Source organism: Nocardia sp. NPDC006982 (assembly GCF_042869435.1).
Lineage (GTDB): Bacteria > Actinomycetota > Actinomycetes > Mycobacteriales > Mycobacteriaceae > Nocardia.
Map to the genome: position 1 here is coordinate 358,597 of NZ_JBIAFV010000002.1, position 14,499 is coordinate 373,095.

At 65.6% G+C, this 14,499-nt stretch carries 11 protein-coding genes and 1 pseudogene; 3 read left to right on the forward strand and 9 right to left on the reverse strand.

The genetic code is table 11. From position 1 onward, the window contains the following. Positions 1–29: 29 nt before the first annotated feature. The 5 genes from ACFYOW_RS10645 to ACFYOW_RS10665 form a co-directional block, all read right to left on the reverse strand. Positions 30–854 carry an enoyl-CoA hydratase-related protein gene (locus ACFYOW_RS10645; protein WP_387286603.1) on the reverse strand — a complete coding sequence of 275 codons (825 nt, stop codon included), beginning with the start codon at positions 852–854 and terminating at the stop codon, positions 30–32. 19 nt (positions 855–873) lie between these two features. Next, the gene (locus ACFYOW_RS10650) at positions 874–1,452 is read right to left on the reverse strand and encodes a QsdR family transcriptional regulator (RefSeq protein WP_387286604.1); all 579 of its coding nucleotides are present in this window, start codon (positions 1,450–1,452) and stop codon (positions 874–876) included. A 2-nt stretch (positions 1,453–1,454) separates the two neighbouring features. Continuing rightward, positions 1,455–2,603: an acyl-CoA dehydrogenase family protein gene (locus ACFYOW_RS10655; protein WP_387286606.1), complete on the reverse strand. Its 1,149-nt coding sequence runs from the start codon at positions 2,601–2,603 to the stop codon at positions 1,455–1,457. Continuing rightward, on the reverse strand, positions 2,603–3,832 hold the full coding sequence (locus ACFYOW_RS10660; RefSeq protein ID WP_387286608.1) for an acyl-CoA dehydrogenase family protein: 1,230 nt from the start codon (positions 3,830–3,832) through the stop codon (positions 2,603–2,605). Before ACFYOW_RS10660 ends, ACFYOW_RS10655 begins: the two co-directional genes overlap by 1 nt. Positions 3,833–4,384: 552 nt before the next feature. Beyond that, the gene (locus ACFYOW_RS10665) at positions 4,385–4,933 is read right to left on the reverse strand and encodes a YdcF family protein (protein WP_387286610.1); all 549 of its coding nucleotides are present in this window, start codon (positions 4,931–4,933) and stop codon (positions 4,385–4,387) included. 149 nt (positions 4,934–5,082) lie between these two features. Here ACFYOW_RS10665 and ACFYOW_RS10670 point away from each other — a divergent pair, with 149 nt between their 5' ends. Further along, positions 5,083–6,405, forward strand: coding sequence for a UDP-glucose dehydrogenase family protein (locus ACFYOW_RS10670; protein WP_387286612.1), 1,323 nt, complete (start codon positions 5,083–5,085; stop codon positions 6,403–6,405). 151 nt (positions 6,406–6,556) lie between these two features. After that, complete coding sequence (locus ACFYOW_RS10675; RefSeq protein WP_387286614.1) at positions 6,557–7,891, forward strand: Hsp70 family protein; 1,335 nt, start codon at positions 6,557–6,559, stop codon at positions 7,889–7,891. A 480-nt stretch (positions 7,892–8,371) separates the two neighbouring features. On the opposite strand, the pseudogene ACFYOW_RS10680 reads toward ACFYOW_RS10675, so the two are convergent. The 3 genes and pseudogenes from ACFYOW_RS10680 to ACFYOW_RS10690 all read right to left on the reverse strand — a co-directional run. Further along, positions 8,372–9,640, reverse strand: a pseudogene (locus tag ACFYOW_RS10680) (YibE/F family protein); the annotation flags it as partial. Positions 9,641–10,048: 408 nt separating this feature from the next. Further along, positions 10,049–11,296: a pyridoxal phosphate-dependent aminotransferase gene (locus ACFYOW_RS10685; RefSeq protein WP_157124614.1), complete on the reverse strand. Its 1,248-nt coding sequence runs from the start codon at positions 11,294–11,296 to the stop codon at positions 10,049–10,051. A gap of 273 nt (positions 11,297–11,569) precedes the next feature. After that, positions 11,570–12,910: an XRE family transcriptional regulator gene (locus tag ACFYOW_RS10690; protein WP_387286616.1), complete on the reverse strand. Its 1,341-nt coding sequence runs from the start codon at positions 12,908–12,910 to the stop codon at positions 11,570–11,572. Between the two features lie 234 nt (positions 12,911–13,144). Here ACFYOW_RS10690 and ACFYOW_RS10695 point away from each other — a divergent pair, with 234 nt between their 5' ends. Beyond that, positions 13,145–13,594: a hypothetical protein gene (locus ACFYOW_RS10695; RefSeq protein WP_387286617.1), complete on the forward strand. Its 450-nt coding sequence runs from the start codon at positions 13,145–13,147 to the stop codon at positions 13,592–13,594. Positions 13,595–13,877: 283 nt separating this feature from the next. Here ACFYOW_RS10695 and dcd read toward each other — a convergent pair whose 3' ends face one another. Continuing rightward, positions 13,878–14,450: a dCTP deaminase gene (gene dcd, locus ACFYOW_RS10700; RefSeq protein ID WP_387286618.1), complete on the reverse strand. Its 573-nt coding sequence runs from the start codon at positions 14,448–14,450 to the stop codon at positions 13,878–13,880. Positions 14,451–14,499 lie beyond the last annotated feature (49 nt).

Here is a 14,499-nt window from a genome sequence, read left to right on the forward strand (position 1 = left end):
GGCCGCTCGTTTTCGTTGACCGCCCGGCCCTACGCCAACCAATCGTCGAGGGACGGGAGTTCGGTGGCTACCTTTCCGGTGAAGGTGGGTGGGCGTTTCTGGAGGAAGGAGAGGATGCCTTCGCGGAGGTCGGCGCTGGAGAAGGCATAGGAGATGAGGCGGGCGTCGAGGGTGAAGACGTCTTCGGGGGTTTTGTCGCCGGACATGGCTACCAGGCCGCGGCGGATGGCAGCGATGGAGACGGGGGCTACCTGCGTGGCCAGTTCAATGGCGAGGACTCGAGCGGCGGGGAGTAGGTCTTCGGGGGCGTGCAGGCTGGTGACCAGGCCGGCGGCCAGTGCCTCGTCGGCGCCGAAGACGCGCCCGGTGATCATCCATTCCTTGGCCTTGGCCAGGCCGACAATGCGCGGCAGGAACCAGAGCGAGCCGCCCTCGGGAAAGAGGCCGCGGCGGGCGAAGACGAATCCGAAGCGGGAATCGGTTGCGGCCAAGCGAAAATCGGCGGCGAGCGTCATGGACAGGCCGACACCGACTGCGGCACCTTGCATCGCGACGATGACAGGTTTGTCGAGATTGGTCATCGGCCGAACCACACGCGTGGACCATTCGACCCAGTCGGGCGCGGTGACATCCTCGTCGGAGCCACCCGCCGTGAGGTCCATGCCGACGCAGAAATCCGTTCCGGCCGCGGCGAATACGACAGCGCGCACCGCATCGTCGTTATCGGCGGCGGTGAAGGCGGCACCGAGTTCATCGGCCATTTCGGTGGTGAAACCGTTGCGCGCCTCGGGTCGATTCAGCGTGATAGTGGCGATCGCATCCGCAACGCGGTAAGTAATGGTGTTATAGGACAATTCGGCTCCTGACTACGGTTCAGCGCTTGCCGGATGCGGCGGAGATGAGCAACTCGACCATGGCGGTCGCTTTTTCGGACTGCGGCGGATCACCGGTGATGACATCGCTCCAGACGAAAGCTTCGCCGATGCGCACGATCGCATAGGCGAGATCGCGGATCTCGATGCGCGGATCCAGATCGGGCAGCCCGGCCAAACGCTCTGCGGCCCAATCGATCATGCGCGCCTGTACAACGGTGTAACGCGAGGTCAAGACGCGCAGTCCGTACTCCGGATCCTCGGCGACGAAGCGTGACAGCGGTTCGAAGGTGCGCACGGTATCGGCGAGCTTGCCAAAATTGCGGACGAAACGTGCGGCCGGCGCACCGTAACCGCGCGCCTCGACCCGGGTGATCGCCTCCGCGATCACCCGCCACACCACCTCCCCGATCACCACTTCCCGACTGCCCCACCAGCGATAGAGCGTGGCGCGGCCGATGCCGAGTTCGCGCGCGAGCTGCTGCATATCGATGCGGCGGCCGTCGAGGAACCAGCGGTGCGCGAGGTCGATCACATCCGCACGGGCCGGCTTCGATACGACCGCCGCCTCGTCGGACACGGCTAGGGCCTCGTCAGCGCCGCATATCGAGCGAGATGCTGGTCGCTGGAACCGAATTCGTATTCGATCGCGGTCAGTCGCTTGAAGTAATGGCCGATCGCGAGTTCCTCGGTCATGCCCATGGCACCGTGCAGCTGCACGGCGTTCTGGCCGATGAAGCGCGCGGCCCGACCGATGGTGACCTTCGCGGCCGATACCGCCCGCGCCCGGTCCGCCGCGGCCGCACCCAACGAGTAGACAGCCAGATACACCGCGGCAATGGCCTGCTCGAGCTCGATGAACATATCGACCATGCGATGCTGGAGCACCTGGAAACTGCCGATCGGCTGGCCGAACTGCTGCCGCTGTTTCGCGTATTCGACGGTGTCCGCCAACACCTTTCGCATGCAGCCGACGGCCTCGGACGCGATCGCCGCGATCGCCTCGTCCGCCGTCGCATCGATCGCGTCCCATGCCGCGCCCTCGGCACCGAGCAGCGCATCGGCCGGCAATCGGAATCCGGTGAAGGTGATATCGGAGCCGACCCGATCGTCGATCGTCCGATACGAATGCACCTCGACACCGGCGGGCAGATCAGCGGCATCGAATTCGGTGAGGAACAGCGAAATGCCATCCTTATCGCGCCGATTACCAGCGGTCCGCGCGGTAATGAGCAGATGTGTCGCCAGCGGTGCACTGGTCACGACGGTCTTGACGCCATCGAGCACCCACCCGTCACCATCGCGGCGCGCGGTGGTCGATACATCGTGCAGCGTCTGTCCCGAGCTCGGCTCCAGCGCCGCGAACGCTGTCCGCGCAGCACCGGAAACGATCTGGCGCAGTACCGAATCCGCACGCTCGCCACCGGCGCGATTCAGCAGACCGGCGCCGACCACCACGGTGTCGACATACGGCTCGACGACCAGCGCACGGCCGAGTTCCTCGGTGATGATCATCAACTCGACCGGACCACCGCCCATGCCATCGACCCGCTCGGGCAGGGTTGCCCCGAGAATGCCCAGCTCCTCGGCGAATCCGCGCCACACGCCCGGCTGCCAACCGGCATCGGATTTCGCCGCGCCCCGGCTTTTGTCCAGTTCGTAACGGGCGCCGAGGAATCCGGCCACCGCGTCGCGAAGCAATTCCTGCTCATCGGTGAAGGTGAAGTCCATCAGAGCCCCAATGCTGCCTTGGCGAGAATATTTCGCTGAATTTCGTTGCTGCCCGCATAGATCGAGCCCGCCCGGTCGTTGAAGTAGCGCAGCGGCGCGACCGCCTGCCAGTCCGCGCCGCTGCGATATTCGTCGGCGGGCGGGGTGAATTCGGCGATCGGCCCGCCCGGCGCGGTGGCATGCGGCTGATAAACGCGGCCGCGCGGACCGGCCGCCTCCAGCGCCAATTCCGTGATCCGCTGACTCAATTCGGTGGCCAGGATCTTGAGCATCGAGGACGCCGGACCCGGATTCTTGCCCTGTGCCATCGCCGAAAGCGTGCGGTACTCCAGGATTTCGAGCACCTCCGTGCGAATTCGAGCCTGCGCCAACTTCGCCGCGAATGCCGCGTCATCGATCAGCGGATTGCCGTCGGGTCCGGTCTGCTCGGCCGCCGCGGTGGCCACATCTTGGGCCATGACCTGCAGCATCGGCGCTGCCGCACCGCCGCGCTCGTGCACGAGCACATATTTCGCGACGGTCCAGCCGTCATCGATCCGGCCGAGCACATTGGCCTTCGGCACCCGGACGTTATCGAAGAAGACCTGGTTCTGCACCTGTTCGCCGGAGGTCATCACCAGCGGGCGGATCTCGATGCCCGGCGTGGTCATATCGATCAGCAGGAAGGTGATGCCCTGCTGCTTCTTCCCCTCGCGCGAGGTCCGGACCAGGCAGAAGATCCAATTCGCCTCGGTGGCATGGGTGGTCCAGATCTTGCTGCCGGTGCAGACGAAATCGGCGCCGTCGTCGACGGCGGCCATGGTCAGCGAGGCCAGGTCCGAACCGGCCTCCGGTTCCGAATAGCCCTGGCAGAAGAAGACTTCCCCGGTCAGGATGCGCGGTAGATAGAAGGCCTTCTGCTCCGGCGTACCGAATGCGACGATCGCGGGCGCGACCATCCGGATGCCCATCGGCGAGAGCGACGGCGCACCGGCCAGCATCGACTCGCGATTGAATATGTAGTGCTGGGTGAGGCTCCAATCGCAGCCACCGTGCTCCACCGGCCAGGCCGGTGCGGCCCAGCCGCGCTCGTGCAGGATGTGCTGCCATCGCATGCTGGCCTCGTGGTCCGGGTACACGCTCGTCGCCAAGCGCCCGGCGCGCCGCAGCTCCGGCGTCAGCTTCTCGGCGAGAAATGCGCGAACCTCGTCGCGAAAGTCCAGATCGGCCGCTGACCAGTCGTAATCCATCTGCCCTCCCGGAGGGATCTGCGTCATTGCATCGGGTCGCTCTGCGGCCCCACGAGACACAATGTACGTCTGTCTCACGCCGGAAATCAAACTGATGCCGCCTGCCTGCACTTGTGCGCGGTAGCAGTCTTCGAAGGCCGCATTGGGCACGCGAGCCCGCGCGCCGACCCAGGCCGAGGTCGCCCCAGCATGTAGCCGGAACAGCGTTGGGACCGGGAAGCTCTCACCATCCCGGTCCCAACATTTCAGTGTCCACCCGACGATGCGGGCACGTCATCGAATTCGGCTGCCGCACCCTCCCGCACGGGAGTCGCTCAGGGCAGATACCCGATCAGAGCACCGCCGAGACGCCGCGCCGCAGCACACGGTTCTTCGGGTGCGTCGGGCTGCATATTCCGCGTGACGAACGCGACCTGGCCCCACGGGATCACGAACACCCATGTTCACTGTCGCGAAGTACCCGTGGGGCGTTACTGGGACTGGCGAGGGCGGACTCGATGGATTCTGCTGCGGGAGAGAAGGGCTGGTGGTTGGCGTACCGGTGGCCAGAAGCTAGCAGTCTTCGAAGAACGCCTTGACGTATCCGACGGACTGGTAGACGTAGTCGTAGGCCCACCTGGCGACCGAAAGACGTGGCTGCGGATCCACCATCAACACCTCACCGTCCCAGCATTTCCCGAGGATGTAGCGGGCCCGCGAAATATGCGGCGTGAAGGTGATGACGATGACTCGACGCCAACCCTGCGCCGCGGCGAGTTCGGCGAGTTCACGACCTTCGCCACGCGTGGTGCGCGGCGAAGGATCGAAGCAGGTGACCTGAAAGCTATAGCGGCTGTGGCAGATTCGATTCACCATGGCACTGTTCTCATACGGGTCCGAGAACAGCACCCGGGGCGCGTAACCCTCTCGGGCCAGCCGCAGTCCCAGCTTCTCGCGCCCATCGTGCGCGCCGCCGAGCACGAGAATCGCATCGGCTTTCACGGGTGCGTCCACCTGCGGCCGAACGTAAACCGGCCACAGACCAGCGACCGATACCACCACCACCGCAACGCCGACTACCACCCAGGCGCTGCGGGCCCGGATGCTGCGCTGGCGTCGCACGAGATCGATCGTAACCGGGCCGTCATCGAATGAGTTTACGCAGGCCAGAAGGCTATCCGTCATTCATGTCGCCACATGTACATCTGCTGTTGCCGAGACCCTTGCCTCGCTGACGTGGGGTGGCCATCGGCGCGACCTATCAATCGATCATGCGATGCACAGTCTTCGGAACCGGGTACCTCGGGGCCACGCACGCGGCGTGCATGGCCGAGCTCGGACACGATGTGATCGGCGTGGATATCGATCCCGGCAAGGTCGCGAAGCTGTCCGATGGTGTGGTGCCGTTCTACGAACCCGGGCTCGAGGAGGTGCTGCGCCGGAACCTGGACGCCGGTCGGCTGCGCTTCACCACCTCGTACGCGGAAGCCGCCGACCACGCCCAGGTGCATTTCCTCGGGGTCGGGACACCGCAGAAGAAGGGCGAGTACGCCGCGGACCTGAAATATGTGCACGCCGTGGTCGATACGCTCGCACCGCTGTTGGAGCGGCCGTCGGTGATCGTCGGGAAGTCGACGGTGCCCGTGGGAACCGCCGCCGCATTGGGTGCCAGGGCCCGTGCGCTCACCGACGCCGCGGTCGAGGTGGCGTGGAATCCGGAGTTCCTGCGTGAGGGTTTCGCAGTGAAGGACACACTGCGCCCCGATCGACTGGTGCTCGGCGTGGATGGGGAACGCGAAAGCGCCGCTTGGGTCGAGGAATTGGTGCGCGAGGTCTATGCCGACCTGATCGCGGCCGAGGTGCCGTTCCTGCTGACCGACCTGGCCACCGCCGAATTGGTCAAGGTCTCCGCGAATGCCTTTCTCGCGACCAAGATTTCCTTCATCAACGCCGTCTCCGAGGTCTGCGAGGCGACCGGCGCCGATGTGACCATGCTGGCCGACGCACTCGGCTACGACGCGCGCATCGGCCGCCGATTCCTCAATGCCGGACTGGGTTTCGGCGGCGGCTGCCTACCCAAGGACATCCGCGCGTTCATGGCGCGCTCCGGCGAACTCGGCGCCGATCACGCGGTGGCCTTCCTGCGCGAGGTCGACAACATCAATATGCGCCGCCGCACCAAGATGGTCGATATGGCCGCGCGAGCCTGCGGCGGATCGCTGCTCGGCGCCAATGTGGCGGTGCTGGGTGCGGCCTTCAAACCCGAATCCGACGATGTGCGTGACTCACCCGCGCTGAATGTGGCCGGGATGATCCAGCTGCACGGCGCGGTGGTGACGGTGTACGACCCGAAGGCGGCGGAGAATTCGCGACGGGTCTTTCCCACGTTGAACTACGCGACCTCGGTCACCGAGGCCTGCGACCGCGCCGATGTGGTGCTGGTGCTGACCGAGTGGGACGAATTCGTCGCATTGCGTCCGCAAGACCTCGATCCGGTGGTCCGCAAACGGTCGATCATCGACGGTCGCAACTGTCTCAATCGAGCCACCTGGAGAGACGCCGGATGGGTGTACGCCGGACTCGGCACACCGTAGAGTTGCCTGCGACGCGGGGGCGACGCCGGGACGATCAGATCCTGCCTTCGGGTCTGTCGGATGTCGACGGTAGGGTCCCGAGAGCGGGCCGATCCCCCGGCGGGCGGCGCAGGCTCGCATGTCGTGATGTGTGAAACGGGATGGGCAGCTGATGAGTTCGGTTCTGGGAGTTTCGGTGGGGGCCGGCGCCGTCCGTATGGCGCGACCACACACCGCGAGCCCCCACGGCCCCATCGCCCCGCATTCCTTCGATCTGCAGACCATTCCGGTTGTCGCGCACCAGGTGGAGGAGCTGGCCGCCGAGGCGATCGGCGTGACACTGGAATCCATGCCAGGTATCGCGGCCACCGCGATCGCCTACCGCAGTGAGCAGCATGCCAAGGCGCTGCGCGCGGCCATGGCGCGTCAGCAGCTCACCAATTACGAACTGGTGCCCGAAATCGTCGCGGCGCTCGAATTCGCGCAGGCCACCGGGGATATCCGCGGCATCTCCTCACTCGTCGTCTACGACCTCGGCAGCTCCGGACTGACGGTCAGCGTCGTCGACACGCAGACCCGTGAGATCCGCCACAGCGAACGCACCAGCGATATCAGCGGCGACTACCTGGATTCGCTGATTCGCGAACAGCAGATCGCCTCGGGCCGGATCGCGCATCCGCCGGATTCGGCGGGGCTGGCCGCCCTGGACGCACTGTGCCGCGAGGCCAAGGAGCAACTGTCCTCGAATACCGCCGTGGCGCTGCCCAGCGAACAAGGGCTGGTGCTGCTGGCCCAGGAGAATTTCGAAGCCCTCATCATGCTGGCGATCGAATCGTCGGCGCGGATGGCGCGCGATGTCATCGTGCGCTCGGATCGTCCGGTGCACGGCGTGCTCGCGATCGGCGGTTGCGCGCGAATTCCGCTGATCGCCAAGGTCCTCGAACGCTGGATGGGTGTGCCGGTCATCGTGCCCGACAGCCCGGAGACGGTGGTCACCCGCGGTGCCGCCCTGATGGCGCGGCCGGTGCGCACGGTCGTCCAGACCCCGCAGCAGCACGCGCCCGCCGCGGATTCGCTGCTCGATGACGATGAGCTCTCACCCGCCTGGCTGTCCGCACCGCCCAAGCGGCGCCGCGGCAAGCGGGAAATCAATGGCGCGGTGCTGACCGTCAGTGCACTGGCTGTCGTCGCGGCGATCGGACTCGGACTCGGTTACGGCCCACAGGTTCTCACGCGCGATTCGCAGAGCAGTGACCACCCGACCTCGGTCTCGCCGACCAACCCGCCGCGCACCACCACCCTGGACCCGCAGATCGCCGTCGCACCGGCCAGCACCACCGAGTCCGCCGAGTCGGTGGCCGCCCCGCCCCCGTACCGTGCGACGACCACGGAGCCGCCCCCGTCCACGCCCGGCCCGAATACCATTGTCGTGCCAGGACTTCCGCCGATCGTGGTGCCGACGATTCCGCCCGTGATCCTCCCCTTCCCGCCACCCGCGCCGCGCTGAACCGGCGACCTGCACTCCCCAGCGAAGCAGGCTGTGCGGCAGTAGGTCTCGTATTGCACGCCCTTTGTGGCGAGTGCATACCCGTTAGAGGGGGTGCGCACTCGCCTTGCGAGGGTGTAGGGCGGTGGCCAGTTGGGCTGAACCCTGCGGAAGTCGCCGACGGGCGGGACCCTCGTCGCCCCACGCACTCTCGGATCCGGACGGCGGTTACCGAGAGACAGGGCCATCGTCGTCCCAGGACCCGCGCGGATCCGGACGGCGATAGCCGCGCGGGTCGGTGTCGTAGTCGGGCTCGTAGTCCGGCGGATCGGCGCTGCGATAGCCCCGACTGCGTTCGTATGGCCGGGAATTCGAGGGTTGGTCGTTCCAGGCAGCCGGGCCCGGCTCGTCATCCCAGGTCGGGGTTGAGGTCCGTTGGCGGCTGGGAGCCGCGGCGGAGGAGCGGGACGGCGAGCGACGGGAAGGTGCGGACGCCTCGGACTTCGCATGCCGCGAGTGCCGCGCGGGAGCAGCGGGTTCGGGCTTGTGACCGAAGGGCCGGGCGAGCATGACGGCGATGGCAGTGGTCAACGGGACCGAAAGAGCCAGCGCGATACCGCCGACGGAGGAGCGAGCGATTTCGATGGCGACCGCATCGCCGGTCAGGACGTCGCGGATGGAGCGGCCCGCGACACTGAACAGCAGCAGCAACGGAAGCGCGCCACCGGCGTAGGCCAGCACCAGGGTGTAGACCGTGCTCGCGATATGGTCCCGGCCGACGCGCATGGCGGCGGCGAAAACTTCGCGACGCGATGCGGATTCATCGATGGCGGCGAGTTCGAAGGCGGCCGAGGCCTGGGTGATGGTCACATCGTTGAGCACACCGAGCGAACCGATGATGAAGCCAGCCAGCAGCAGACCGGTAATGCTGACGTGCTCGATGTAGGTGGCGACGTTGGTGTTCTGTTCCTCGGATAGGCCGGTCAGATGCGTGACCTCGATGGCGATCCAGGACAGCACCGCCGCGACGATCATCGATGTCAGCGTGCCGAGCAGCGCCGAACTGGTGCGCAGATTCACACCGTGCGCCAGATACAGCACGGCATACAGGATCATCGCACCCGCGACCAGCGCGACCGGAATAGCAGGCTTGCCGTCCAGCAGTGCGGGCAGCATGAACAGCACGAGCACCGCGAAGGCGAAGACCAGCCCGAGCAATGCCCGCAACCCGCGCCAGCGCGCCACCACGATGACCACGACCACGAAGGCCAGCACGATCAGGGTCAGCGGCAGCCCGCGCGAGTAGTCCTCGAACGAGTACAGCGGCATTCCGCTCGGATCGGTCTGCCGCACGATCCGGATGTGGTCACCGGCATGCAGATCGGGTTGTCCTGGGCCGGGTGCGATTTCGAACAGGGTGTGATTGCCCTTGTGCGGACCGGAATCGATGCTGATCAGACTGCGCTGACAGGTATAGCCCGCGGCGCGCGGCTGCTCGGGCTTATCGACGAACACCTTGCCGATCGAACTGCTGCCGCACGCGCCGACGTCCTGCATCACCACGGTTCCGGCCTCGGTCTGCACCGCGCCACCGCCCGCGTTCTGCATCGGCAGCGGGATGTCGATGTGCTGGCTGCTCGGCCACAGCACGATCGCGGCGATCACGACCACGACCCCGATCGCGGCGAGCAGTCCGACGACCACCCGGGCCGCGGTCGCGCCGATCGCGATCGGGCCGGAATGGTCGTGGTGATGGTGATGATCACTCATGGCTCACCGGACTCCTACCTTTTCGTCTGTAGTCCAGGGTGCGAGCTTAAAGGATTTCATTTTCAAGATCGGATTCACGGACCGGCAGCGACCGACGACGAGTCATGAAAAGGTTCCGAATGGAAAATCGGGAGGGGGCGGCGGAGAGCAGGGGGATGTCTCCGCCGCCCGCAGGTTGGCGCCCAGGGGGGTAGGCAGCCTAACCCGAGGTCAGGTTGTCCAGGGGGGGTAGACAACTTGACCGGGCACTCGAAGTGCCAAGAGACACTGTACACAAAAAGTCTCGTTTAGCGCTAGCTAGTAACCAAAACTCGCAACTATCCGTACACCGAGTATGTTTTGCCCCCGGAAGCGGGGCGATCCGGTAGCCCAGCGCACGCTGACGAGGAGGTTCGGACCGCCCAGTCCCTACTGCCGGTAACTCGACAGGAAGTTCCCGAAGCGCTCGATCGCCACCGCGAGATCTCGTGCCCACGGCAGCGTGACGATCCGCAGATGATCATGATTCGGCCAGTTGAACCCGGTGCCCTGCACCATCAAGATCTTCTCCTGCAGCAGCAGATCCAGAATCAGCTTCGAATCATCGTGGATTTCATAGACGTTCGGATCCAACTTCGGGAACGCATAGAGCGCACCCTTCGGCTTCACACAGGAAACGCCCGGAATCATGTTCAGCCGCTCCCATGCGACATCGCGCTGCTCGAGTAGTCGGCCGCCGGGCAGGATCAGATCCTCGATGCTCTGATGTCCGCCGAGTGCCACCTGAATCGCGTGCTGCGCAGGCACATTCGGGCAAAGCCTGGTCGAGGCGAGCAGATCGATGCCCTCGAGGAAACCAGCCGCATGCTCCTTGGGGCCGGTGATCGCCAACCAGCCGGAGCGATATCCCGCGACCCGGTAGGCCTTGGAGAGTCCGTTGAAGGTCAGGCAGAGCAGATCGGGCGCGAGCGTCGCCAGCGAAATGTGCTTGGCGTCGTCGTAGAGGATCTTGTCGTAGATCTCATCGGCGAGCAGCAGCAGTTGATGCTTGCGCGCGAGGTCGACCAGTTGCTGCAGCACCTCGGTGGAGTACACCGCACCGGTCGGGTTGTTCGGATTGATCACCAGCAACGCCTTGGTCTTATCGGTGATCTTGGCTTCGATATCGGCGATATCGGGCTGCCAGCCGTTGGATTCGTCACACAGGTAGTGCACCGGAGTGCCGCCGGCCAGGCTCGTCATGGCGGTCCACAGCGGATAGTCGGGCGCCGGGATCAGCACCTCGTCACCGTTGTCGAGCAGCGCCTGCATGGTGATGGTGATCAGCTCGGAGACGCCGTTGCCCAGGTAGACGTCGTCGACATCGAGCTCGGGAAAGCCGGGGACCAGCTCATAGCGGGTCACGATGGCACGCCGGGCCGACAGGATGCCCTTTGATTCGGAGTAGCCCTGGGCATACGGCAGCGCGGCGATGATGTCGCGCATGATCACATCGGGCGCCTCGAAGCCGAACGGCGCGGGATTGCCGATATTCAGCTTGAGGATGCGATGCCCCTCCGCCTCCAGCCGTGCCGCATGTGCGCCCACCGGTCCACGAATTTCGTAGAGGACGTTCTGCAGCTTCGTGGATTGCTCCAGCACGCGCGGCGGGTGATGCGGTAGATGGCTAGGACTCACCCTGCTATGGTGCCATCTCCGGCAACTGGTTAATCGGCGCCTGATGGCAGCGCCTTCGGCGCTGCGTGTTCGCGGCCCTCTGGTGTCTCGCGTCCGACCCTTTCGAGCGACCCGCAAGCAGTCGCTAGCGGCGCCGTCGAGACTCGCGACCTCGTCGCATGCGCTTCGGCCACTCGGACGCGAGACGGGCCGCGAACTCCTCGCTCGTAAGACTCGCTCCGTCGTGGTCGACAGGGCTTGTAGCCGCAGTTCGATCCGGTGCGCTCCGCCGAATCAGGCCGACGAGTTGCCCGGCGGGATGCCTTTGGCCGCAGTGGTTCCGCAGAACTCTTCGATTTTCTCGTCGAGGAAGCGCGCCTCGACGGCATCGCGGAACTCCGGTCCGGCGATCCGCCGCCGCAGCCCGACGAGCCGTTCCTCCAGTTGGGCGATGCGCTTGTCCTCGGCAAGGCCGAGCACCGGAACCAGGGCGGCGGCCGCACCGTCCAAACTGCCGTTGATCAGATACGCCGCGGCGCTGTCGACCCGGGCCATCGCCTCGGTGCCGTAGGAACGCCGCTCGGACGGTCCGTTCGCGTACAACTCGATGGCCTGTTGCGTCGCGGCCAAGGCGGGTTCGGCCTGACCGAGATGGATATAGGTCGCGCCCGCGTAGTAATGGGCCTTGGCCTCGTTGAAGCCGAAGACGCCGCCGACCTCGTCGTGCAGGGAGTCGGTGTCGGACACCTCGCGGGCATCGTCGGCGGCCCGGATACAGCGATCGGCGTCGGCGTCACTGCCCAACCGGGACCAGATTCTGGCCTCGATATTCAATAGTCGAACCTTGGCCGTGGCCGATTCGGCGAAGTCCTGCCCGCTCTGTGCCAGCAGCACTCCCCGACGCGGTCGATCGGACCAGTATTCGATCAGCGCGTGCATGCCGCGGGTCCAGGCGCGCAACCCGTTGTGACCACACAATTCCGAATAGGCCCAGGCCGCTCTGATCTGCTCGCCCGCGGCATCGAGATAGCCGAGGTCGGTGCTCGCATTGGCGAGCAATCCCGACAGCGTGCCTGCCAGCAGATACAGATGGCTGGTATCGGCGGGGCGCTGATGCCCCTCCAGCAGCCGGTACACCCGGCGTCGCACCCGCAGCATCTCCACCATCATCGGTACCGGCGGGATGTGCACATATTCGTTCGCGATGCGCGTGACATCGGCATCGAGCTGCTCCAAGGTGGTGGCACCCACATTGGTGCTCTCGGCCTGGCCGGCGTGCTCGCTCGCCTCGTGGGCAGCCGCCATGATCAGATCCCTCTCCGAAATCGCCGCTAACGCATCACCTCTCATCGCACCGGCGTCTATGAGAGCCAAAAGATCCGCGTCACTCGAATAATTGGCGCGAGCCGAGACATCGGCCCGCCTGTCGAATCCGGGCGCGGTCGGTCGATCGAATACGGGTTGATCGATCATGGCCGCAAACCGCGCCCGCACAACATCGTCGGACCTGGCCAGGGATGTATCGAGGGCGGCTTGATTCACCGGACGTGGATGGACCCGCGCGCCGCCGGCCTCCCACTTCGATACGAGCCGCTCGTGCACACCCAGATGCGCTGCGAACTCCCGGATACTCATCCGCCTGGCATCGCGAAGGGCACGGGCCTCTTTACCTGACCACTGCCGGACCACGACGTCATCCCTTCCGAACGAACTCCTTCCCAGGGTACGAGCGCTTTGTGAGTGCGGCCACAGGCAAAAGCCGTCCGCTATCAGAGGCAGCGGAATGGCAGTAGAAGGCGAGCGGGTGGGCAATTCCCGAATCGCCGTCCGGCACAGGACCCTTGGACACGAGGAGGCAAGGAGTTGGCCGTGAATGTGGAGAAACTCAGAACAGTCGACGATTGGGTGGCCTATTACCGGCACGAGTTCGGATTACCGGTCACCGAACGCGGCGGGTTCGTGATGCTGCCCATCACCGGCCGGGTCTGCGTTGTCCACCTGCCGACGATTCGGGCCGAAAAGGTCAGGGCCGCACTGGAACAGCAGGGGACGAGGGGCCCCATGCTGGCCAGGCAGATTCGCTGGAGCTTCCTCGCCGAGCCGGACAGTCGGCCGGGCGCGCAGGTATTGGAGGTGCTGAACCGTCTCGACATAGGCATACCGGCCATCGGCAGTGCCGTGATGTTGCCGACCGGGCTCGGTCGATGGACCCGGGAAGGGTGCTTCTGGGTCAACCCACCGAGTCGCGGCGACACGCTCCCACCGTTATCCGTCGTCATCACTACGGCACTCGCGGTGGGGGCGGGTGGCGGGGATTGAATGCGTCGTCGGTCCCCGCCGCCGGGCCTACCGAGTCCGCCCCTCTACTGGCAGTCGACAGGGGCGGGCTCGGTCGGGTGCTTTGCGACCCGGATCCGCGCGATCCGACGTGGGCGAAGAGGCAGCGAAAGGGCAGTGGGGTTGCGTCCTGGAGCCGAAACCCGTACGCATCTGCAAGATTCGAGCGAGACGAGGAAGCTCGTTCGGATCGACGCCGCTGCGTATGGGTCGCTGCCGCTGGTCGCAACTCTTTCCGGGTCGCCGAAACCCGCACTGCCACAGACTAAGTGGGCAGTGGGAAGTTCAGATATGACCGGGAGGGGGTCGGTCCGCGCTGGCCCTGGTATTTGGAGCCCGCGGTGGTGCTGCCGTACGGGTTCTCGGCGGGACTGGTCAGGCGCAACAGGCACAGCTGACCGATCTTCATACCCGGCCACAGGGTGATCGGCAGATTCGCCACATTCGACAGTTCCAGCGTGATGTGGCCGCTGAAGCCCGGATCGATGAAGCCCGCCGTCGAGTGCGTCAGCAGGCCGAGCCGTCCGAGACTGGACTTGCCTTCGAGCCGACCGGCCAGGTCGTCCGGCAACGTGCACACCTCCAGCGTGGAGCCGAGCACGAATTCGCCGGGGTGCAGCACGAACGGCTCACCCGGGTCGGGCTCGACCAGACTGGTCAGCTCGTCCTGACGTTGCGCCGGATCGATATGGGTGTACCGCGTGTTGTCGAATACCCGGAACAGCCCATCCAGCCGCACATCGATACTCGACGGCTGGATCAGGTTTTCCAGGAGCGGCTCGACGCCGAGACGCCCAGCGGCGATCTCCGCACGGATGTCACGATCGGAAAGCAGCACGCCGACGAGCGTAGCGCCTGCTCGATACCGCTGCTCAGCCGCCGCATGG